The organism is Mycoplasma cottewii (assembly GCF_024918975.1).
In the GTDB taxonomy this organism is placed as follows: domain Bacteria; phylum Bacillota_I; class Bacilli_A; order Mycoplasmatales; family Mycoplasmataceae; genus Mycoplasma; species Mycoplasma cottewii.
Window position 1 is genome coordinate 490,164 of record NZ_CP103424.1, and the last position, 23,272, is coordinate 513,435.

Sequence of the window (23,272 nt, forward strand, 5' to 3'; positions counted from 1 at the left end):
CAATTAAGTTTCATCTTAATTATATAGACGTTTATCTAACAAGTCCTAGCAGACATACAGTGAAAACGAAAAGACATAGAGCTAAAAACAACTTCTTTAAAGGAGTTGTTTTTTGTTTAATTTATATAATGATTGAAAGATTCCTTATTTATGAATAAACATTAAAATTTTGTTAAGTAATTTTCTCTTTTATATTATCTTTTTAATAGTGTTATAATTAATTAAGTATAAAGAACATTCCTATTTTCGTAAGAAGAAAGGACTAGATATTAAAATGGATATTTGAGAAATATATCTGATTATTACCGCAGGTACAGCATTAATTATTTTACTAACACAAGCTGTTATTATTTGATATCTAATATGATCTAAAACTAGAAAAAAAATCATTGCAGAACGTATAAAAGAAGCTAAACTAGAAAGAAAGAAAATTGTTGCAGAAGGTTATAAAGATATAAATGATGCAAAAAGAATTTTTGAAAAAGAAGTTGAAATTCAAAAAGCAGAACTGCAAGAACTTAAAAATAATTTAAATTTACAACAATCTAACATAGAAGCAGATAAAAAATTAAACGAAGCTAAAGCTCAAAGATTAGAATTAAGACTATCTGATCTTGATAAAAGAAAACAACAATTAGACAACCGAGAAGATGAAATTATTTCAAGTTTAGAAGAAATTTCAAATTTCACTAAATCTCAAGCAAAAGAATTATTAATTAAAAAAATAGAAGAAAGAAATCAAAAAGATTTATTAGCTATTTTAAAAAATGCAGAAACTGAAGCTTATAGTAAATCAAAATTATTAGCTGCTAATATTATTGTTTCAGCTATGGAAAGAATTAAAGTTGATGTAGCTAATCAAAAAACTTCTAATATTATAAAACTTCCAAATGATGATATGAAAGGTCGTATTATTGGAAAAGATGGAAGAAATATGAAAACATTTGAACAAGTTGGTGGAGTTGATATTGTTATTGATGAAACACCCAATACAATTACTGTTTCATGTTTCAACCCTATAAGAAGAGAAATTGCTTCAAGAGCATTAGAAACTTTAATTAATGATGGAAGAATTCAACCGGTTAAAATTGAACAAGAACTAAAAAAACAAGAACAAGAAGTTAACCAGATTATTGAAGAATATGGAATTAAAGTCATTGAAGAATTAGATATTAATGATCTTGATTTTGAATTAGTCAAATTACTTGGTAAATTACACTTTAGAACAAGTTATGGTCAAAATGTTTTAACTCACTCAATTGAAGTTGCTAAGTTAAGTGGATCAATTGCTGCTGAGCTAGGATTAGATGTTAAAAAAGCGGTTAGAGCTGGTTTATTACACGATATTGGTAAAGCAGTTGATTTTGAAAATGAAGGAAGTCACGTTGTTTTAGGAGCTGAAATAGCTAGAAAATATGGTGAAGATGAAATTATAGTTAATGCTATTGAATCTCATCACGAAGATGTTGAAAAAACAAATGAAATTTCAGCAATAGTTGCAATAGCAGATTCAGTTTCAGCATCGCGTCCTGGTGCTAGAAATAATGGTATTGGTGAATTTATACTAAGAATGCATGAGATTGAAAAAATAGGTAATCAAATTCCAGGTGTTGCTAAAACTTATGCTTTACAATCAGGTCGACAAATAAGATTGATAGTTGATCCTGTTGTTGTTTCAGATTTAGAATTAAACCAAGTATTGCATCAAATGAGTGAAGCAATTAAAAAACATGTAATTGTACCTGGTGAAATTACAATTACAGTCATAAGAGAAAGAAAAGAAGTTCAAGTATTAAAATAACTTCTTTTTCTTATCTTAAAATTAATTTCTTAATAAATTTAGTAGGAATGAATTTTACTAACTTTTGATATAATAATTAAGATTGAAAAAGGAGAAATAAACATGGGATTTGGTGATTTTTTATCAAAAAGAATGCAAAAAAGCATTGAAAAAAATATGAAAAAATCAACTTTAACTGAAGAAAATATTAAAGATACTTTAAAAGAAATAAGATTAGCTTTATTAGAAGCTGACGTTAATGTTGAAGCAGTAAAAGAAATTATTAGTAAAGTAAAAGAAAAAGCTTTAGGTGATTATATTCAAGATGGAGCAAACGCTCATCAACAAATGGTAAAAATTGTTCATAGTGAATTAGTTGAAATTCTTGGAAAAATAAATTCTCCTTTAGAACTTTCTAAAAAACCTACTGTAATTATGATGGCAGGATTACAAGGTAGTGGTAAAACTACTTCAACTTGTAAATTAGCTTATTATTTAACAAAAAAACAAAAGAAAAAAGTTTTAATGGTTGGATTAGATATTTATAGACCAGGAGCTATTGAACAATTAGTACAACTAGGTGAGAAAAATAATATTGATGTATTTGAAAAACAAAAACAAGATCCAACAATTACAGCAAAACAAGCATTAGAATATGCACAAGAAAATAATTATGATGTTGTTATTTTAGATACAGCAGGTAGATTACAAATCGATCAAGTTTTAATGGATGAATTAGATAATTTACGTAAAATAACTTCACCAAGTGAAATTTTATTAGTAGTTGATGGAATGGTTGGTCAAGAAATCATTAACGTTACAAATGAATTTAATAAACAATTAAAATTATCTGGAGTTATTGTAACTAAATTAGATGGTGATGCTAGAGGGGGAGCTACTCTATCAATTACATATCTAACTAAACTTCCAATTAAATTTATCGGAGAAGGTGAAGGAGTTAGTTCACTAAATGCATTCTATCCAAAAAGAATGGCTGATAGATTAATGGGTATGGGAGATATTGAAACACTGTTTGAAAAAGCTGTTGAAAATATCGATGAACGTTCAATGCAAAAAACAATGACACGTATGTTTATGGGTCAATTTGATTTAGAAGATCTAAGAAATCAATTAGCTCAAGTTGGTAAAATGGGTAGTTTAAATAAATTAATGAAAATGCTTCCAACAAATAAAATAAGTGATTCTCAAATTGAAGACGCACAAAGAAAATTAGCTGTTTTTTCAGTTTTAATGGATTCTATGACTTTAAAAGAAAGACGTGATCCTAGAGTTTTAAAAGCAATTAGCCGTAAAAATAGAATTATTAAAGGGTCAGGTAGAACTGAAAAAGAATTTAATGAGTTAATTAATTCATTTGAAAAAGGTAAAAAACAAGTTATGGAAATGACTAAAATGTTAAAAAGCGGAAGAATGCCAAACTTTAATAAAGGTGGATTTAAATTCTAATTTATGAAAATTAAAATAATTTGTTTTGGAAAATTAGATAAAAAGTTTTTATTCAAGCATTTGATGACTATTTATCTAGAGTTAATAAATTTTGTGATTTAGAAGTTATTGAGCTTAAAGAAGAATTTAATGGAGAATTAAATAAAGTAAAAGAAATTAATTCTCAACTATTAATAAATAAAATTAATAATTATAAAGATTATGAAAAAATTATTTTAGATGTTAATTCTAAATTAGTTTCATCTGAAGAATTAGCTTTAAAAATACAAAATAATAAAGACTTTAAATCAGGTAAATTACTTTTTGTTATTGGACCTAGTGATGGATATACTGATCAATTTAAATCTATGTTTAATAATAAGATTTCTTTAGCAAAAATCACTTTACCTCATCAATTGTTTAGAGTAGTTTTAATAGAACAAATATATCGCTCATTTAAAATTATTAATAATGAAAAATATCATAAATAAAAATTTGTAGGTGTTAAGTAAAAATACTTGACACCTTTTATTTATATTGATATGATAATTAAGGTCTAAAATAAATAAATTATAGGAGGAAGAAAATGGTTAAATTAAGACTAAAAAGAATCGGTAAAAAACAAGCACCATTCTACAGAATAGTTGCTGCAGATTCACGTGTTAATCGTAATGGTAAATATATTGAATTAGTTGGTACATTCAACCCATTAAACAATGAAGTTAAAATTGATAAAGAATTAACTTTAAAATGATTACAAAATGGAGCTCAACCAACTGATACAGTTAGAACTTTATTATCACAACAAGGTATCTTAAAAGCTTTACACGAAGCTAAACAAGCAAATAAAGCTAAATAATTTAAATTAAACATATAAGGAGTATTTGATGAATGACAAATTAATTGAGTTTGGTACTATAGTAAATACGTTCGGTATCAAAGGGTTTGTAAAAATTGTTATAGATTCAGATATTACTATTGATGATATTAAAAAAATTAATGTCATATTCGTTAAAATTCAAAATACTTTTCAAGTTTTAAGAGTTGAAAATATAGAACAAGTTCAAAATAAAAACTTTTTACTTGTTAAGTTCTTAAATTTAGACAATATAAATCAAGTTGTAAAATTTAAAAATATCAGAGCTTATTGTTCAAATGAAGATAACAACATTTTGAAAGTAAAAAGCTTAATTGGTTTTGAATTTAAAAGTTTAAAAACAAATGGAATTGTAGTTGATTATATGAGTAATTCAGCTCAAGAACTAGTTAAAATAAAATCTGATGATAAACAGTTTTGAGTTCCTATTGTTGATGTTTATATAGATTCAATAGACTGAGAAAACGAAGTTATCATAGCTAAAGACATTGAAGGTTTAAAATAGATGAAGTTTACAATTATTACATTATTTCCACAAATGATTAAATCTTATATATCTGAATCAATTATTAAAAAAGCCATTCAAAAAAATGCAATTGAAGTTGAGATTTTAGATATTAGAGATTTTACTAATCTAAGTCATAACCAAGTTGATGATTATCAATATGGTGGTGGAAAAGGAATGGTTTTAATGCCTCAGCCAGTTGTTAGTGCAATTGAATCAGTTAAAACTGATGATTCAATAGTAATATTAACAACTCCACAAGGAAAAACTTGAAATCAAAATTTATCAAAACAATATGCAAATAACTATGAACATATAATTATAGTTTGTGGTCATTATGAAGGTTTTGATGAAAGAATTTTAGATTATGTTGATGTTGAAATTTCAATTGGAGATTATGTTTTAACAGGAGGAGAATTACCTGCATTAATTATGCTTGATTCAATTTCAAGAATTTTACCTAATGTAATTGCAACTGAATCTCATCAAAATGAAAGTTTTGAAAACAATTTATTAGATCATCCTGTTTATACTAAACCTTATGATTTTAGAGGAAAAAAAGTTCCAGATGTTCTATTAAGTGGTCATCATGCAAATATTTCAAAATGAAGAGATGAACAACAAATAATTAATACTTTTAAAAAAAGACCAGATTTAATTGATGAATCAAAATTAAATAAAATTCAATTAGAACTATACAAAAAAATGAAAGGAGAACAATAATATGAGTTCAAAAGCTACAAAAACTATGAAATCAAAATATGATATTGTAAACAACCAATTACGTAATGACTTACCAGATTTTACATCAGGAGATACTATTAGAGTTGATGTAAAAATTAAAGAGGGGGATAAATTCCGTATTCAATCATTTGAAGGTTTAGTAATTAAAACTCAAGGATCAGGAATTACTTATTCAGTTGTTGTTAGAAAAATGTCAAACGGTGTATTTGTTGAAAGAACTTTCCCATTACACTCACCAATTATTGATTCAGTAACTTTAATTAAACGTGGACGTGTACGTAGAGCAAGAATTTACTACATTAGAAAACTTTCAGGTAAATCTGCAAGAATTAAAGAAATTATGCCAACTAAAGAAAAAAAATAATACTAAATTAATTGCATCACAATTAGTATCAACTACATTGTGATGTTTTTTATATTTTATATTAGTATAATTTATATTAGATATTAGAAAGATGTGAGTTTATGAGTGCTGAGTTTAACTGATTTCCTGGTCATATGAACAAAACATTAAAAGAAATCGAAGATAAAATAAAAATAGTTGATGTTGTTGTAGAAGTAATTGATGCCAGAGCTCCTTACTCATCACAAAATTTAACTTTTAAAAAACTTTTAAAGAATAAACCTATAATTTATGTTTTTTCAAAAGCAGATCTAGCTGATCCAACTGTTACTGATGAATGAGTTAAATATTATTCTAAAAAAGATAAAGTTAAAGTGATAGTTTTAAATAACAATAGAAAATTAGATGTTGTTAATGAATTAATTAATGCAATTAATCAAGCTACTGAAGCTAAACGTGAAAAAGATAAGAAAAATGGAATAAAAAATTCTTTAATTAATGCTTTAGTTATAGGTATTCCTAATGTTGGAAAATCTACTTTTATTAATAGAGTTATTAAAGGTAAAAACGTTAAAGTTGGTAATAAACCAGGAATTACTAGAGGTATTCAAGTTATTCATTTAAATCAATTTATCAACCTTTTAGATACTCCTGGAGTTTTACCTTCTAAATTAGAATCTGAAACTGTTGCAACAAATATTTGTGCGATTAATTCTGTTAAAGATAGTGTTTTTCCAAAAGAACGTGTTGCTGCACGTTTAATGAGATATATTTTTAATCACTATGAAGGTTATATTGAAAAATACTATAAAATTAGTACTAATCTTCAAAGACCTGTTGAAACGGTTTATACATACAAAATATTTGAAAAAATAGGAAAAGAAAGACGCTGATATATAACTGATAATATGTTAGATATGCAAAGAATTCTTTCATTATTTTTAAAAGATGTTTCACTAGGAAGAATAGGTAAAATTTCTCTTGAAAGAGTATTAGACGTTGTTCCTGAAGAAATTGAAAAAGCTGTTAGTTATAAAAAAGAAGAAGAAGTTGATGATATTAGTGCATTATGATAGATAGAAAACAATTTGATGATAATTTAAAACAAGAACATAAAGTTAAAATAATTTCTGGAAGTGATGAAGTTGGACGAGGTTGTATTGCTGGTCCTTTAGTTGTAGCTAGTGTTATTTTAAAAGATGATTATTTTAATGCTAAAATTAAAGATTCAAAATTGCTATCTCAAAAACTAAGAGAACAATTATTTGATGAAATTATTCAAAATTGCTTATGCTATGAAATTGAAATTATCTCAGCAAATCAAGTTGATCAACTAAATCCATTACAAGCTAGTTTATTAGGGTTTAAAAATTCTGTTAAAAGATTAAAAATAAAACCAGAATTAGCTTTAATTGATGGAAATAAAAATATTGATTTAAAAGATTATAATTCAATTTGTATAGTTAAAGGTGATGATAAAAGTTTTTCTATTAGTTGTGCTAGTATTTTAGCTAAAGTTACACGTGATAGAATTTTAGATGAGTTGTCTTTAAAATATCCTATGTATGGTTTTGAAAAACATAAAGGTTATGGAACTAAATTACATTTACAAGCTCTACAACAATATGGAGCTATTGACAATGTTCATAGAAAAAGTTATAAACCCGTTATCAAAGTTTTAAATAATTGTAATTAAACGCCAAATGGCGTTTTTATTATTGATATTAATTTATCTAAACTGATTTATAATAAAATAATTAAAAGGATTAGAAGTGATTTTATGGCAAGAAAAATTTTAAAAGTAAATTTCTTATTAGGATTATTATTAACAACAACAACACCTTTATTTGTGTCTAGTTGTGCTGTTAAACATGAAGATAAAAAAGATGATAAAAATGATGCTCCTAATAATAATGAACCAAATAACACACCTGATGATTCAAGTAATAATAAACCTGATGAAACTAATAATAAACCTAGTGATTCGAATGATGATGAACGCGATGAATCAAATAATTCACCAGATGAAACTAAACCTGACAATTCAAATGATAATAAACCTGATGAAACTAATGAACCAGCTAAACCATTATATCCTTCAATAAATATTAATAAGTTAGAATATAGAGATAATGTTACTTATAATCAAAAAGAACATCCTCTTTATTTTGCTGAAAAACACTTATTTAATTTAGATGAACTATTTTCTCTATCAGCAAGAGATATCATATTTAAAACACCTAAATTAAAAACAACAGAACACAACTTAAAACAATGATTTAAAAACGGAAATCATGGTAATGCTATTGATTTTACTTTTAGTTCTTCTGATGAAAAAGTTAATAATGATTTTTTTGAATTTATAAAAGAAATTGGTGAATATGGAAATTATGGAGATAGTGAAAAACAAAAAACAGAATTTTATTATCCTAAAGTTCCATTAGAAGCGATGACAAAACCTAAATATTTATCTAATTTTAAAGATGACGAGCTTGTAGATAATAAAGAAATACAAATAAATGATATTAATAAAATTATTGAAAAAAATCCTTTTGGATTTTTACCTTCAAACCTAAGTCAATTATTTTATTATTCAAATTTCGATTCGTTACAAAAACAATTTAATCTAAATGAACAAATAACCGAAATTAAATCAAATTTTGATGATAAAAACGGAAAATTTGAATTACTAATTTATGCTAAAAACTCTAATAGATATTACTTTAAAACAGATTATCAAAAATCAAATCAATTAAAACGTGATATTGATTTTTACCAATATATTTATGATAGAAGCTTTACTTTATCAATCAGAACAAAAACATGAGATGCAGATAAAGATTCTCTAGCAAGAACAACTGGTTATAGACTTAAAAATCTTCAAAACTCAGGAACATTTTGAGTTTTAGATAGAGTTGTAAATGATCAAGATGAAAAGAATTGAGAATTACTAGTAGCAACAAATATTCACGTTTTTGATTTAAGTAAAACATTTGATAAATCTATTTTTGATTTTGGTAAAAAAGAAAAACATGTATTAGATAATTGAAATGATAAACTTCCTGGATTTTGAGAAAATTCAAGAGAAAGTAAATCAGAAAGAAAAAATGTATTTATAAAAGGTTCAAGAGGAATAGATAAAAATATAAACATTGATTTTAAATCTATTAATACTAAACAATTAGATCCGGTTTTTGATATTTACAATCAATATTTAGAAGCTCCGTATTTTTATTCAAGACATAGTGTATCTGGAATAAGTGCTAAAAGAAATGATGATCCTGAAAACTTTTTTGGTTCAAAAGGCACTAATCAGCTATACTCAACTAATAATGCTGGTGCAGATTTTTTAGTATTAAAAGTTAAAATACCAAAAAGCAACCTAAAAAATATATTACCTAAACTAGACTCAGTTATTGGAACAGAACAAGAAAGAGATTTTTATATTAACTATAAAACAGAAAAATTTTCTCCAATTAAATCATGATTTTATGCAGGTTATCCTTTAGAAAAACAAAAAGATGAAACAGAAGATATAAACTTTAGAGGAATAAAATCACAAGGAGGAGTAATAAGCACTCAACAAAGAGCTTATAACCCAATCAATCTAAGAAGTTTATGAGTTAAATACAACAAAGATTTAAATGAAGACAGTAACTCATTAAATGAGAACTATAAAAAATATGAAAATTCATTTATTGAAAATGAACACGGTATGAAATTAAACATTTGAAATCAACATTCAACATTATATTCAAATATACAAAATGATCAACAAGGTTTACCTGGAGGATCATCTGGATCTATGGCAATTGATTCATCATTTAATTTAATAGGAATTAACTATTCATTATCTAAAGACGAAGCAAGTGGTAAAACTACAAATGGAATTAATTTAATGCAAAGTTCTAGTGAGAATGGTATAAATTTAATATCTGAATTAATCAAAAAGTTACAATTAGATAATTTTAATACAGTTAAATTAAACCCTAAAAAATAACAAAAGCTCCTAAAGAGCTTTTTTAATGCATTATTTGTCCTGATTCATTTTTTCTCTAATTTGATTTATGAAATCTTCTTTTCTAGCTTCATCTTCATTTAGTCATTGAATAACACTTTGTTTTCCTTGACCAATTTTTTGATCTTTATAAGAATACCAAACACCAGATTTTGTAATAATTTCATAACTAACTAATAAATCAACTATCTCACCAATTTTATCAATACCTTTATTGTATATTAATGATAAAACAACACTTTTAAATGGCATAGCTGTTTTATTTTTAACAACTTTTGCTTTAATTTTATTTCCAATAATTTCAGAATTTGCTGTGATTGTTTCACCTTTTCTTACTTCAAGTCTTACTGAAGAAAAGAATTTTAATGCTTTACCACCTGTTGTAGTTTCTGGGTTACCAAAAATTACACCTATTTTTTCTCTTAATTGATTAATAAAAATAACAGTTGTATTAGTTTTTGATATTAATCCATTTAATTTTCTTAATGCTTTTGACATCATTCTTGCTTGTAATCCTATAGATTGATCTGACATCTCACCATCTAGTTCGGTTTTTGGAACTAAAGCAGCTACTGAATCAACAACAATTAAATCAACGCTATTTGATTTAACTAACATTTCTAAAATATCTAAAGCTTGCTCACCACTATCAGGTTGACTAACTAACATTTTATTAGTGTCAATACCTAAATTCTTACAATATTTAGGATCTAAAGAATGTTCAGCATCAATAAAAGCAACAATTCCTCCACTTTTTTGAACTTCACTTATTGCATGTAATGATAAAGTTGTTTTACCTGAAGATTCAGGACCAAAAATTTCAATAATTCTACCTTTTGGATATCCACCGATTCCTAATGCATTATCAAGTATAAAAGAACCTGATGAAAAAGTTTCGATGTTTAAATTATTATTGTCACCTAAAACTACAATAGATCCACGACCAAAAGTTTTTTCAATTTCTTTTATTGTTTCTTTTAATTCTTTAGAATCTCATATTTTAATATCGTTTACTTTATTCATTTCATTTTTCTTTTCTATATTAGTTATTTCATTCATATTTTTCCCTCCAATATAGTATTAGGAAAAAATAAATTATTTGTATTATAAGTCGTTTAAAATTTCTCTTGTAACATATTCAACAGCATCTCGCCTCATATTGTCGATGTTATATTGTCAATAATTATTAAAATTAATTTCAAATCAATCTCATTCATCATCAGGAAAGACAACAACGGCATAACAAGTTTTTGGTGATACTTGTTGAGTCATTATTAAACCATATGTACTAACATTTTCATTTTCTTGATTTGCAGGAAAAGGATTTCCTATAAAACATATAGCAATATCAGCTTTTGACTCTTCTTTTAAGTTATAACCAATTTCTTTTGCACATTCTACTGAATGTGGCCCGTGTCTTCTAATTAGATTTTTATTAACATTCATATGTTTTATTTTAAATTTATTAGAAAACCCTAGACAAGAATATCTTAAAATTTCTGAAGGGTTTTTCATATTTTTAGTTAACATAGATATAAAATTTCCCGCTGTAAAAGTCTCACATACAGAAATTGTTAAATTATTTTCTATAAGATAACGTCTTAATTGGTCTATATACATATTAATCTCCTAACTATATAAAAAATTGATCAAAATTAGCTTCTGCACTTTTTATAATTAAAACTAACTATAAAACGTGACTAGCTTGTTTTTGATCGAATCATATTTTTAATAACCTATTTGTTAAAACTTCAAATATTATAAAACATTAAAAATATGATGAGACTTCATTTATAACCCACGTTCTGTACTATTACTAGTGTCAACCATCTATCTAGCATTGTTGCTTCTAGTTTTGATTCTGTTTCTCTTAACTAGATTCCTCTACCAAAATTTGAGTTTCTTGCTTATGGGGTTTACCGCGTTCCATTTCAAGGTTTCCCTATACTCGTCTCTGTGGCACTTCATAACCGTTGCATAGCTTTTGCCTTAGCTTAGTTATGCCGTCAGTAAAATCTACTGCCTAGACTTATTTATTCGTCTAGCATAATCACTACAACCATCACAGGCTGTGCAAGCGTGGAGTTTCCTCTATATTATCTTTCAAATACAGCGATTGACAAATAAAATCTCAAATTTATTGTACAACAACAATTTGAGATTTAAAATATATATTCAATTTCTTAAAACTTTTTATAATTACTTGTTATTTTTACGTCTTTTCTTAACTAAAATAGTTGCTGAAGCAATTGAAACAACTGTTGTAGTTGTTCCTATTGAACTTGCTAATATTAACCCAAGATTAGAATTTTGTTCAGGTTGTCTTATTTCTTGGAAAAATTCATCAAATTGTCTTACATGATTATGTCTTGTTATGTAAAACACAACTTTATGAGATTTATCTTCTGATTCATTATAAGTGAAATTAAGTCTTAATGCATTATTTTTATTATCTATTTTTCATTGATAGTTTTGTTCATCTTTATTTGTGATTTTCTTACCATCAAGTTCTAGAACAACTCCGTCTTTTTCAATGTTAGGTTTTACAATAAGATCGCGATCATTATAAAGGTTATAAAAAAAGTAAAAAACATCATCTTTAAACCTAAATTTTTTACCTATATGAGCACCACCAGGAATCCTAATATTTAGAGATTGTTCTATAATATCTCTAAGTTTATTAGGACGAAAATTCGGAAAATTTGGTAATGTAAACTTGTCAGGGTTACCAAAAAATTCAAATTCTTCTACCTGTTCAATATTAAGATTAGATAAATCTTGGTTAAATTTTGTTGCTTCAGCAAACATATAACTCATATTAGTTACATTTGAAGTATTTCATTTACTTATGTTTTGGTTAAATGATCTTGATTCAGCAAACATTGAGTTCATATCTGTTACTTTTGAAACATCTCATTTTGAAATGTTCTGGTTGAAAGATTCTGTACCAGCAAACATAGAATTCATATCTGTAACTTTAGAAGTATTTCAATTTGAAATATCTTTGTTAAAAGACTTAGCATCTTCAAACATATGTTGCATATTAGTTACATTTGAAGTGTTAAAATGAGAAATTGATTGATTAAACTCAGAAGTATCTGAAAACATATAATCCATTCTTGTTACTTTTGAAGTATCTCAATTAGTTAATGGTTTGTTGAATTTTGATGCTTTTCAAAACGCTCCTCGCATATCTATTACATTTGAGGTGTTTCAATTTGATATGTCTTGGTTGAAACTTTCTGCTGCAGTAAAAATATTTCTAATAGTAGTTACATTTGAGGTGTCTCAAGTAGATATATCTTGATTAAATTTTTTTGCTCTAACAAACACAAAACTCATATCAGTTACATTTGAAGTGTTTCAATTTGATATGTCTTGATTAAATGCTTCTGCTCCAGCGAACATACGTATCATACTAGTTATTTTAGAAATGTCTCATTGTGATATGTCTTGATTAAATTTTTCGCAACCGTAAAACATTTCTCTTATTTCTGTTACATTTGAAATATTTCAATTTCCAATTGGTTGATTGAAGTTTTTAGCACTAGAAAACATATATTCCATTCTTGTTACATTTGAAGTATCTCAATTACTTATATTTTGATTGAATTTTTCAGCACTCGAAAACATTCTACTCATATCAGTTACATTTGAGGTATTTCATTTTTCAATACCTTTTATAATTTCGTTTTTATTTTGATAAAACGCGTCTTTTAAACTTTTTATGTGATTTGGAAGTATTTCAGGAACTTCTTTTACTGATTTGTTAAATTGTTTTATTTGTCATTCACCATCGTGATTTTTAAAATATCCAATTTCAATACATTTTGTTGGATCATTTTCATCATATTTATGTTCTTTTTCTTCTATTACAATTGATGGATTTTGTGTTGTTATATTTGAATTATTTACTTTTGTTGTTAGTTTTAAACTAGGTGTTGATAAAAACACTAATAACAAACAACTCAATAATTTCATTTTTATCCTCCTTTTAACATAAAAAAATTAAACCTTATAAAAGGTTTTGAGATGTAAAAATATATTCAACTTTACTTTTTATTAGCCAATAAAGTATAGATTTCATCTATCTTTTTAAGTCTTTGTTCATTTTCAACTAAGTTATTTTCAATTCTTGAAATTCTTTTAATAATATCTGCGTCCCCAAAAGTGTTTTTCATTAAATCTCAGTTTTGTTTACGATATTCTTGAATTTCAACTAAAATAGCATCATTTTTATTTGAAATATTTTCTAATTTTTCATTAGCTGCATCTAATTCATTTTTTAAATCGTGAATCTTTTGTTCAAAATACATATAATCTGAAATTATTTCATCTAAAAAATCATTAACTTCTTCAGCTTTATAACCTTTATAAACTATATTAAATTTTTTGTTTTGAATTTGACTAATAGTAAATTTTTTCGACATTTTTATTCTCCCTAATAAATTTATTGTATCATTTCCTAATACTTTAATAGAGGTGAAAAATATGTATCCATTAAAAAATAAGGGACAATATCTAGAAACTATATTAAATATAACTAATCAAAAGTATTTAAATGAACAAATTTGTGTTGTTACAAAAATTCCAACAAATATTAATTTAATCAATATTAAAAATAAAATGATTACAAACGCTACTTTTAAAGATAATTTTAACTGTGATTATATTGGAGTTTATAATTCAGTTTATTTTGAATTTGATGCCAAAGAAACTTCTAAAGATTCATTTAATTTTAATGCTTTAAGAAAAAATCAACAAAATAAGCTAGAACTAGTTGAACAACAAAAAGGTTTAGCTTTTATTATTTTATATTTTTCATATTATGATGATTTTTATTTAATTACTTACAAACAGTTAAAAGACTATACAACAAAATATAAAAAACAATTCCAAGACAATGAATTGTTGAAAATTGTATAGAATTGTTTTTAACTAGTTCATTAAAACTAGATTATGTAAAACATTTTAATCATCTAATCAATCAAATTTGCTAAGTTCATTAGTAATTAATGAATATGAATTTATAAATGCATTAATTTCTTTTATTAGTGATTCAAAATCATTAAATTCATTTTTGCTAACAATTTCTAATAACTGTTTTTTGTAATATCTTGACTAGTTAAAGATAAAATATTTAGTTTTTCTTCTTCATTAAGTTTAAAGTTAAGTTTTTGATCTACTGAATCTAAAAATTCTTTATTATCTTGAATTTTATAAAAGTTAGCTGAAGCATTTGATAATTTTTCAAACAACTTACTAAAATCAATATATCTAGGTTTTATATCAATTAGATCATTATCAACAAGACCTTGTAATTCGTTTTCTATATCATCAACATTCATATTCATATATTGACTTAAAAGAGTAGGTGTTACCATTTTTCTAGTTTGATCATTTATATGCATGATCATTAAAACGATTAACAACTGATTATCTGTTAAGTTGATTTTTTTATAGTACTCTAATAAAAGTTTTTTCTTAGAAACTATACCTTTTTCTAGTAGTTGTTCAATCATTATCTCACCTCTTATAAAATAGAGTTTAATAAAAACGGCTGAGATTTCCAACCGTTTTTAAATTATTTTTTTATTTTATGCGTTTAATGATTCTTTTAATTGTTTAGCTGGTTTAAATTTAGCTGATTTTGAAGCAGAGATTTTAATTTTTTCTCCTGTTGATGGGTTAATTCCTTCACGTTCTGTTCTTTCAGAAATTGAGAATTTACCAAATCCAGCAACCGAAACTTCTTCTCCACTTGCTAAGTGATTTGAAATTGCTTCAAATAGTCTATTAACAACTTTTTCAGCATCTACTTTTGAAATGTTTTCATTAATAATAATTTCATCAATTAAATCTTTTTTTGTCATATTATCAATCCATTCTTTCTATTTAAATTAAACATTTTTTATAGTTTAAAGGCTGTAAAAACTTTATTTAAAAGTGATATCGGCCTGTTATTATTATATAAAATTTTATTTATCAATATAAAGAAAATAAGGGGTTTTTTGATGGTTTTACACATTTTTTCAACATTTATTAATATATTTAAATTTTCTATGTTGTAGTTCAATTCTTCTATAGCTTTTTGTGTATCATTAAGTTTTGATATCATTAAACCTAATTTAAATTCTAAAGATTCATTATCATAATAACTTTTTAAAAAACTTGAAAGTGTTGCAAAATTTAAAAAACTATCTTTTGAATAATTATTAAAGTTTTTCATAACTTGATCAATTGATTCAACTATTATAGTAAACAAACTTGAACAAGTATTTATACTACATTCTAATCCAGTTAAAATTCCACCACATAATGCAAAAACTTTACTAAAACTATTTGCAATTTCACAACTTAAGATATTCTGTGAAATTAAACAATTAAAATACTCGTTATCAAAAATATTAGCTACACTTTTAGCTGATTTAATATCAGTTGAACACACATTAAAACAAGTAGGTTGTTTTTTTACTATTTCACTTGCTTTATTAGCTCCAAAAATAACTGCATAATCTTTTAAAATATCATTAGTTTTAAAAATATTTATAATATCAGTTGAAAATGAAGTTAAATCATCTTTTAAACTAGGATAAGCATCAACTATTATCATTTTTCTTTTAGCATAATTGATAATTTCTTGAATTAAATTCTGATCTTTTTTACTAGCTAAAACTAAAACTTCACAATTTTCTAAACTAGCTACTATGCAATCTGTAGCTTTTATGTTTTGATTGATTTTTAAATCATTTAAAAACTTTGAATTTTTATGTTCATAGTTAATTTGATCAGCAATATCTTCATCATTTGTATAAATTATCACTTTATGATGATTATCAGCTAAAACATTAGCTAAACTAGTTGCATAATCATCACATCCAATGATAGTTATATTTTTACTCATAATTATTTTCTTTCTCTAAAAATTATATTAATTGGTACACCTTCAAAACCAAATTGTAATCTTATTTGATTTTCTATAAAACGTTTATATGAAAAATGAACAAAGCTTGGATTATTAACAAATAAAACAAAAGTAGGTAGATAAGCATCAACTTGATTAGCATAATAAATTTTTAATCTTCCACCGTTATGTTCAGGAGCTGGATTAATTAATTGAGCTCTATTTAAAACTTCATTTAAAACATGAGTTTTAATTTTAGTTGACAATGATTCTTTAATTTCTTCAATTGAATCAATAATTTTATTGATTCTAGTTTTATCTAATGCTGAAATGAAAATGATTTTAGCATATTGTAAGTATTTAAAATAAGCTCTGATTTCTTCTTCTTTTTTTAATAATTGTTCTTCTTTATTTTTAACTAGATCTCATTTGTTAGCAACAATAATAATTGGTTTTTTTTCTTCAAAAGCTAATCCACCAATATTTGTATCTTGATCAGTTATGCTTTTTGATGCATCGATCATTAATAAAACAACATCACTATTATTAATAGTTGATAAAGATCTTAAATAACTATATTTTTCAATACCTTCATATATTTTAGATTTTCTTCTAATTCCAGCAGTATCAATTAAAGTATATTCTTTATGGTGATATTTAAATTTAGTATCAACTGCATCAAGTGTTGTTCCTGCAATATCACTTACAATCATTCTTTCTTCACCAACTAGTGAGTTAACTAAACTAGATTTTCCTACATTAGGACGTCCTATAATTGCAATTCTAGTTGAATCATCTTTAATATTTGATTCATTTTTAGGCATTAGATTAATTACTCTATCTAATAAATCTCCAATTCCAATTCCATGAGTTGATGACACCATTACAGCTTGATCAAAACCTAAACTTAAATATTCATAGCTTTCAACTCCAGTTTGTTTTTTATCATATTTATTAGCAACTAAAACAACAGGTTTTTTAGTTTTGTATAACATTTTAGCTACGATTTTATCTTCATTAGTAATACCTTGTTGAGAGTCTAAAACAAAAACAATTACATCAGCTTCTTGCATTGCAATTTCAGCTTGAACTTTAATTTCTCTTGTAAATTGTTCGTCTTTTAAAGTAATACCTCCAGTATCAATAACTATAAATTCTCTAGTTAATCATTCAGCATTACCATAAATTCTATCTCTTGTTACACCTGGTGTGTCTTCAACAATAGATTTTTTTTCTCTAATTATTCTATTAAATAAACTAGATTTACCAACATTTGGTCTTCCTACAATTGCTACAATTCCTTTTTTCATTATTTTTCTCTTTCTAATTGTTTAATTTTATTTACTACTAAATCTACAACTTGATCAATAGTTAGATTTGAATTATCTATATATCAAGCATCATCAACTAAAACCAATGGTCCAGTTAATCTAGTTTTATCAGTGTGATCTCTTTTTTCTAAATCACTTTTAATTTCATCATATGTTTTACCAATAATATTATTTTTTATGTTTTGATGATATCGACGTTGAGCTCTTGATTCAATTGATGAATCTAAATATATTTTTAAATCAGCATTAGGTAAAACTACACTTGTGATATCTCGTCCTATTTCAATATATCCACCATTTTTAACCATATCACGTTGTTTTTCAACCATAAATTCTCTAACTTCTTTAATTGGAGTTATGTAATTTATAATATTAATTATTTCATTATTTTGAAGTGAATTTGTTACATTAATATTATTTACAAAAACATCATCTTTATCTACTTTATAATCAAATTTATCTAATAATTTTATAACTTGATTTGGATCGGTATGATCTATTTTTTGATCTAAACAAAATCAAGTTAAAGCACGATACATTAAACCAGTGTCAATAAATTGATAATCAACAATATCAGCTATCTTTTTAAATGTAACTGATTTACCGCTTCCACTAGTTCCATCAACAGCAACAATTAATTTCTTCATATTAATTCCTTTCTAAACATAAATAGGTAGAATAATTGAAATCACCATAATCAATACAAAAAGTGGTGATAATATTGAAAATCATCTAAATTTTATTTGATAGATTTGTTTTTTTCTATCTAAATCACTTAATTTTTTTAAGTTCATTTCTTTACATTCTTTAACTAGTTCATTAATTGATTTTTTAGAAATATCATCACTTGTTTTATTAACAACTTTTTTCATTGATGCTTTAGCTATTTTTGAAAAGTTATTTTCTACTAGTTCTAGATTTTTATATTTATTAGTGTTTTTTTCTAATTTTAAATAAGTATTATGATGAAGATCTTGTAAATTAGAAAAATAATATTTATCATCATCTAAAAAATTAGTTTGAACTTTTTGTTTTTTATCAATAGCTTCTTGAATATTTAATTGTTTTAAAAGATATAATTGAGATTTAATATTTTCAATAATTTCTTGATTAATCGCTTCATCAATTGCACTTTTACCTAGATAAAATTTACTTTCTTCAAACTCTTTATTAGTCATTGATAAAACATTAGTAAAAAACTGTTTATCAATTTCTTTTAATTTACTAATAACTTCTTCTATATAATCAGTATATTTACCTTCGTGACCTGCTTGTTTAGTTTCTTGATTTATTAAAGCAATTTCTTTAGCAAATATTTCATTTCTAGAAATAGGTTTAGTTTTCATTAAAGCACCTCTTTAATCTCTTATTATTTTATCTCAAATATAGATTAAAAGATATTGTCTTATATAAACAAAAAACAAATCATAAATGATTTGTTTAATCTTATTTTTAATTGTTTTAATAATTAATTTAGAAATTAAATTTATAAAGATTATATAAAATGTACTTAATCATACATAAGCTAAAGCTATTCTAATACCATTGTTAAATCTTGGATCTAAATAATGATCTATATTTGATCCAATTAATAATCGTCCTTGAGTTAGTATTGAATAAGTTATAGAGCTTCTAAAAATTAATTCAAAATAAAATGTTAATAATGAAATATATTCAACTTTAATAGAAGGTAGAACATATCTAATAAATATTTGATTATTGCTATAACCTTGCATTTTCAAATTCTTTATTATTTCTTGATCTAAATTATCTATAACTTCAACTAATTGTTTTGTTTGACTTGAAGATTGATGTAACACTATAGCTATTATAAGTAAAGTTAAATCATTTTCAAAAATAAATAAAAATACATAATAATAAACAATTGTAGGAATTAATCTGATAAAAACGTTTATTGATCTAAATAGTATTACTTTTGCTCTATTATTTAATGATAAACACTGAACTCTTATTAAAAATAGAGTTAGTATAAAACATAAACTTATACAAGCTAAACTAAATGAAAATGAATTTCAAAATAATAATATTGGATTGAAATTAGCATCTTTTGTTAAGAAACTAAATTTAGAGAAATCTGGATTGAAAAAATCTCTTAAAAACTCTTTTAATGAACTTAAATCAAATAAAGAAAGTTGAGTTGTTGATAATGTATAAATTGAAACAATAAATACAAATAAAAATATTGATACGATTATTCACTTATTGAAATTAACTTTTTTTGTTAGACGATTGTAATATTGTATTTTTGTTTCATTTCTTTGTTTAATAACTTTTGTTTTTGCTTCAACTAAATGTTTTTTAAATAGGTAATTTAAAAGTTCTAATATTAAAATAAATACCATTAAAACTGTTAGAGGTACTGCTAGTTGATCAAAATTAGCTGCTGTTTGAGAAGCATAATAAATTAATTTTCCTATTCCTGGTAGTGAAAGTGCACCTAATATTGAAGCTCATCTAATATTTGATTCAAATGAAAATATAAATAAAGCAACAATTCTATTTTTTATTCTAGGATAAATTTCTTTAAAAAATGCTCTAGTTTTACTATTTCCATGATTTATAGAATTTATGTATCATTCTAGATCTATTGAATTTAGCATTTCAAAATAATACTTGTGAAGCCACAACCAAGTAAATCAAATATAAACAAACAATAAACTAAATTCATTTCTAACTGAACCTGTAATTAGTTTAATAAATACTAGTTCAGGAATAGATCTTAAAAATAAAATTATAAAACTTAATAACGTTGATGTTATTTTATTAGTTGTTTTTGCAAATGAAAAATATGCAGTAACTAAAGCGAATAGAAATCCTATAAAAGTTCCAACTAAAGCAAACTTAATTGTTATTCATAAATATTTTAATGAGTCAACAAATAAATTTGTATACTCACCACTAGCTCGGCCAGCACTTTCAAAGTTTTTGTTACCAAAAGAAAGTATATTTAATATTTGTTTAAAAGTTTTATTAAAATTATAAAATCTAATACCACTTGAATGAGTATAAAAAGCTCATGCTACAATAGCTATTAAAATGAAAGCGAAAATATGATAATAAATACTATGAAATTTTCATGAAGTAGTTGTATTAGTATCAAAATTTATATACCTATATTTAAAGAAATTTGATTGCTTTACTACTGTTTGTTTTTTATTATCTCTTTTAGTTCTCATTCTTGTATCTCTTCTGTTTTTTTATCTAAAACTATAGTTTTATTAATGATTGCAATAACTCTATCAAAGTTATTTTTAATTAAACTTAAATCATGAATATTTACTAAAACCGTTTTTTCTTTAGCTATTTGTTTTAATAATGTTATTACTTCTAAACTTGTCTGATGATCTAAATTAGAAGTAGGTTCATCAGCTAAAATAAGTTCTACATTTTTAACTAATAATTTAGCTATTTCAACACGTTGTTGTTGTCCACCACTTAATTCACTTACTTTATAAAAGCTTTATCAAGTATTTTCAACTCATCTAGTTTAGTAAAAATATTTATTTTTGTTCTTTAGTAAGGATATTAAAAATTCTATAAAAATGTTTTTATATTGAGATATTGATCTTGTTATGTTGTTGTAAACATTTTCAGTATTTATCAAATTAGGCTTTTGCGTTAAAAACCAATTTTTGATAACATTTGGTTTTTTGTTTTTATTTAATTTTAATAAGTCTTGGTTTAAAACTTTAGCATTTCCTTTAAATGGTTTTAACGAGTTAATAATAACTTTAAATAAAGTACTTTTTCCGACTCCACTAGGACCAATTATTGCAATAAACTCTTTTTTATTAATTTCTAAATTTATGTTATCTAAAACCGGTTCTTTGTTATTGTTATAACATACAGTTATATTTTTTAAATCAATTATCTTATTCACTTTTAAAGTTTAGCTTCATCAATTTTAGTTACTAAATCTTTTGTTGTTTCTGCTTGAGCCTGTAATTTAATAAAATTATTAAACATTTCTTTTGTTAAGTTTTGGAATTTGTTGTAACCTGTGTAAATTCCGTATGTGTTTTCATCTAATGATAATGAAGTTAATGCTTTAGATAGAAGTTCAACTTGTTTAGTCATTAATCCTTTTCTAGCTAAAACAACATCATATCCAGCCGGATTTGTAAATGTTAATGTTCTTATAACATCATTATCATAGTCTTTGTCTTTTCCAAACTCAAATCCTTTTGGTTGATATTTTGATTTTTTAGGATTTGATTGAGTTCAGTTGTAAGCTCCTTCATCATCAAAACCAATTCTTGGAATTATTTTGTCAGAACCAACTGTTACTTCTTTACCTAATTGTTTTGCAGCACCTACTCCTTTAAAAATGTGTTTTTTGTATTTTTCAACTTCACCTTTTAAAATTTTGGTAACTTCTTTTAAATCTTTATCAAAATGACGTGCTATTAAAGCAGCTTGATATTTAAAGCTTCCTGCGCTTGAATCTTTTTCATAAACAATACCGTTTGCTATAAAATTATCAAAATCTTTATCATTTCATTGTTTAGTGATTTGATCACGTTCTGCTTTTTTTCCTGAAATTAGAATTGCTCCACGATATACATATGAAAGTTTATCTTTTTCATAGAAATTAGTATATTTAGAACCATCAAAATCTAAAGTACCATTTGGATTAGTTTTTGTTTTTTCAATTGTATTTCATTCAGGATATTCTTTTCCTGTTTCATCAATTCATTTTTGATTATTTTTAACAGCATCTGCTAGTATTTTGTCATTTTTATTTCCATTAGCTTTGTTATACATTTCATTTACATTATCTTGTCAAGTAAATCTTAATGTACTTGCTTGAGAAACTAATTGGAAAGGTAAATCAGATTTAACTTCATTTGTATCTTGAATAAATAATCCATTTAAATAATATGAATAGTTAGTAATAAATACATCATCGCCTTCAGTATCTTTTTCTAATTTACTTAGATAACCTTTTTTATCACCATCTACACCTATTTTAAATTTTACTTTTTTAAAATTTTTAAGTGAATCATCTTTATTTTTAAAACTTTCGAATTTATCTTCTAAAGTTTGAAGAAAAGTTTTTTCTAAATTTGTATTTAAAAATCCTTCGTTAACTCACGCATTTTTAATTGTAATTATTTCTTGTCATGTTGATTTTTTAGTACATGAAACAGCGAAAGGAACAATTGATCCAGCAGTTATTGCTCCTGTCATAGCTAACATCATTTTTAATTTGTTTGTTTTCATATTTCCTCCTTGTTATAAGGGTTAAATAAAAAGTTGATCCAATGCAAAAAACAAAAGATCAACCTTTTTGAAAGTATCTA

General features: G+C 24.6%; 22 protein-coding genes, 1 other RNA gene and 2 pseudogenes. 11 read left to right on the top strand and 14 right to left on the bottom strand.

The annotated features are described in order from the left end of the window. The first annotated feature begins 274 nt into the window (after positions 1-274). The 10 genes from rny to NX779_RS02175 all read left to right on the top strand — a co-directional run bounded on the left by rny (position 275) and on the right by NX779_RS02175 (position 9,695). A complete protein-coding gene (gene rny, locus NX779_RS02130) occupies positions 275-1,801 on the top strand; it encodes a ribonuclease Y (protein WP_259430555.1) in 1,527 nt (508 codons plus the stop codon). A 102-nt stretch (positions 1,802-1,903) separates the two neighbouring features. Further along, positions 1,904-3,247, top strand: coding sequence for a signal recognition particle protein (ffh, locus tag NX779_RS02135; protein WP_259430556.1), 1,344 nt, complete (start codon positions 1,904-1,906; stop codon positions 3,245-3,247). 107 nt (positions 3,248-3,354) lie between these two features. Continuing rightward, positions 3,355-3,717: a 23S rRNA (pseudouridine(1915)-N(3))-methyltransferase RlmH gene (locus tag NX779_RS02140; RefSeq protein ID WP_259430574.1), complete on the top strand. Its 363-nt coding sequence runs from the start codon at positions 3,355-3,357 to the stop codon at positions 3,715-3,717. 95 nt (positions 3,718-3,812) lie between these two features. Beyond that, positions 3,813-4,085 carry a 30S ribosomal protein S16 gene (gene rpsP, locus NX779_RS02145; protein WP_004426822.1) on the top strand — a complete coding sequence of 91 codons (273 nt, stop codon included), beginning with the start codon at positions 3,813-3,815 and terminating at the stop codon, positions 4,083-4,085. Positions 4,086-4,113: 28 nt separating this feature from the next. Then, positions 4,114-4,608 (top strand): ribosome maturation factor RimM, encoded by a 495-nt coding sequence (locus NX779_RS02150; protein WP_259430557.1) that lies wholly within the window; start codon positions 4,114-4,116, stop codon positions 4,606-4,608. Further along, positions 4,609-5,331 (top strand): tRNA (guanosine(37)-N1)-methyltransferase TrmD, encoded by a 723-nt coding sequence (gene trmD, locus NX779_RS02155; RefSeq protein ID WP_259430558.1) that lies wholly within the window; start codon positions 4,609-4,611, stop codon positions 5,329-5,331. A gap of 1 nt (position 5,332) precedes the next feature. Then, a complete protein-coding gene (rplS, locus tag NX779_RS02160) occupies positions 5,333-5,716 on the top strand; it encodes a 50S ribosomal protein L19 (RefSeq protein ID WP_004426816.1) in 384 nt (127 codons plus the stop codon). A 101-nt stretch (positions 5,717-5,817) separates the two neighbouring features. Next, positions 5,818-6,771, top strand: coding sequence for a ribosome biogenesis GTPase YlqF (gene ylqF, locus NX779_RS02165; RefSeq protein WP_004426814.1), 954 nt, complete (start codon positions 5,818-5,820; stop codon positions 6,769-6,771). After that, the gene (rnhB, locus tag NX779_RS02170) at positions 6,765-7,391 is read left to right on the top strand and encodes a ribonuclease HII (protein WP_259430559.1); all 627 of its coding nucleotides are present in this window, start codon (positions 6,765-6,767) and stop codon (positions 7,389-7,391) included. Before ylqF ends, rnhB begins: the two co-directional genes overlap by 7 nt. A gap of 84 nt (positions 7,392-7,475) precedes the next feature. Next, the gene (locus tag NX779_RS02175) at positions 7,476-9,695 is read left to right on the top strand and encodes an MAG2960 family serine endopeptidase lipoprotein (protein WP_259430560.1); all 2,220 of its coding nucleotides are present in this window, start codon (positions 7,476-7,478) and stop codon (positions 9,693-9,695) included. A 30-nt stretch (positions 9,696-9,725) separates the two neighbouring features. Here NX779_RS02175 and recA read toward each other — a convergent pair whose 3' ends face one another. The 5 genes from recA to NX779_RS02200 all read right to left on the bottom strand — a co-directional run bounded on the left by recA (position 9,726) and on the right by NX779_RS02200 (position 14,143). Continuing rightward, positions 9,726-10,736, bottom strand: a complete 1,011-nt coding sequence (recA, locus tag NX779_RS02180; RefSeq protein ID WP_375162447.1) for a recombinase RecA — start codon at positions 10,734-10,736, stop codon at positions 9,726-9,728. 81 nt (positions 10,737-10,817) lie between these two features. After that, positions 10,818-11,333: a CinA family protein gene (locus tag NX779_RS02185; RefSeq protein WP_259430561.1), complete on the bottom strand. Its 516-nt coding sequence runs from the start codon at positions 11,331-11,333 to the stop codon at positions 10,818-10,820. 169 nt (positions 11,334-11,502) lie between these two features. Next, positions 11,503-11,841: RNase P RNA component class B (rnpB, locus tag NX779_RS02190), an RNA gene on the bottom strand. Positions 11,842-11,912: 71 nt separating this feature from the next. Continuing rightward, positions 11,913-13,694: a BspA family leucine-rich repeat surface protein gene (locus NX779_RS02195; RefSeq protein WP_259430562.1), complete on the bottom strand. Its 1,782-nt coding sequence runs from the start codon at positions 13,692-13,694 to the stop codon at positions 11,913-11,915. Between the two features lie 71 nt (positions 13,695-13,765). Beyond that, positions 13,766-14,143 carry a DivIVA domain-containing protein gene (locus tag NX779_RS02200; protein ID WP_042733302.1) on the bottom strand — a complete coding sequence of 126 codons (378 nt, stop codon included), beginning with the start codon at positions 14,141-14,143 and terminating at the stop codon, positions 13,766-13,768. Positions 14,144-14,204: 61 nt separating this feature from the next. On the opposite strand from NX779_RS02200, the pseudogene NX779_RS02205 reads away from it, so the two are divergent. Continuing rightward, positions 14,205-14,713 (top strand): annotated as a pseudogene (locus NX779_RS02205) (Holliday junction resolvase RecU). A gap of 93 nt (positions 14,714-14,806) precedes the next feature. On the opposite strand, the gene NX779_RS02210 reads toward NX779_RS02205, so the two are convergent. From NX779_RS02210 to cypl, 9 genes and pseudogenes are all read right to left on the bottom strand, one after another. Next, positions 14,807-15,235, bottom strand: a complete 429-nt coding sequence (locus NX779_RS02210; protein WP_259430564.1) for a DnaD family protein — start codon at positions 15,233-15,235, stop codon at positions 14,807-14,809. Positions 15,236-15,310: 75 nt separating this feature from the next. Then, on the bottom strand, positions 15,311-15,586 hold the full coding sequence (locus tag NX779_RS02215) for an HU family DNA-binding protein (RefSeq protein ID WP_259430565.1): 276 nt from the start codon (positions 15,584-15,586) through the stop codon (positions 15,311-15,313). Positions 15,587-15,624: 38 nt separating this feature from the next. Continuing rightward, the gene (locus NX779_RS02220) at positions 15,625-16,617 is read right to left on the bottom strand and encodes a glycerol-3-phosphate dehydrogenase (protein WP_259430566.1); all 993 of its coding nucleotides are present in this window, start codon (positions 16,615-16,617) and stop codon (positions 15,625-15,627) included. Between the two features lie 2 nt (positions 16,618-16,619). Further along, the gene (gene der / locus NX779_RS02225) at positions 16,620-17,927 is read right to left on the bottom strand and encodes a ribosome biogenesis GTPase Der (protein ID WP_259430567.1); all 1,308 of its coding nucleotides are present in this window, start codon (positions 17,925-17,927) and stop codon (positions 16,620-16,622) included. Next, on the bottom strand, positions 17,927-18,595 hold the full coding sequence (gene cmk / locus NX779_RS02230; RefSeq protein WP_259430568.1) for a (d)CMP kinase: 669 nt from the start codon (positions 18,593-18,595) through the stop codon (positions 17,927-17,929). Before cmk ends, der begins: the two co-directional genes overlap by 1 nt. A 12-nt stretch (positions 18,596-18,607) precedes the next feature. Beyond that, entirely contained in the window at positions 18,608-19,294 is a 687-nt protein-coding gene (locus NX779_RS02235; protein WP_259429805.1) for a hypothetical protein, read from the bottom strand. A gap of 12 nt (positions 19,295-19,306) precedes the next feature. Continuing rightward, a complete protein-coding gene (locus NX779_RS02240) occupies positions 19,307-21,145 on the bottom strand; it encodes a PhnE/PtxC family ABC transporter permease (protein ID WP_259429807.1) in 1,839 nt (612 codons plus the stop codon). Beyond that, positions 21,109-21,849 (bottom strand): annotated as a pseudogene (locus tag NX779_RS02245) (ATP-binding cassette domain-containing protein). Before NX779_RS02245 ends, NX779_RS02240 begins: the two are co-directional and overlap by 37 nt. A 2-nt stretch (positions 21,850-21,851) precedes the next feature. Then, positions 21,852-23,192 (bottom strand): ABC transporter thiamine pyrophosphate-binding lipoprotein p37/Cypl, encoded by a 1,341-nt coding sequence (cypl, locus tag NX779_RS02250; RefSeq protein WP_259429808.1) that lies wholly within the window; start codon positions 23,190-23,192, stop codon positions 21,852-21,854. Positions 23,193-23,272: the final 80 nt, after the last annotated feature.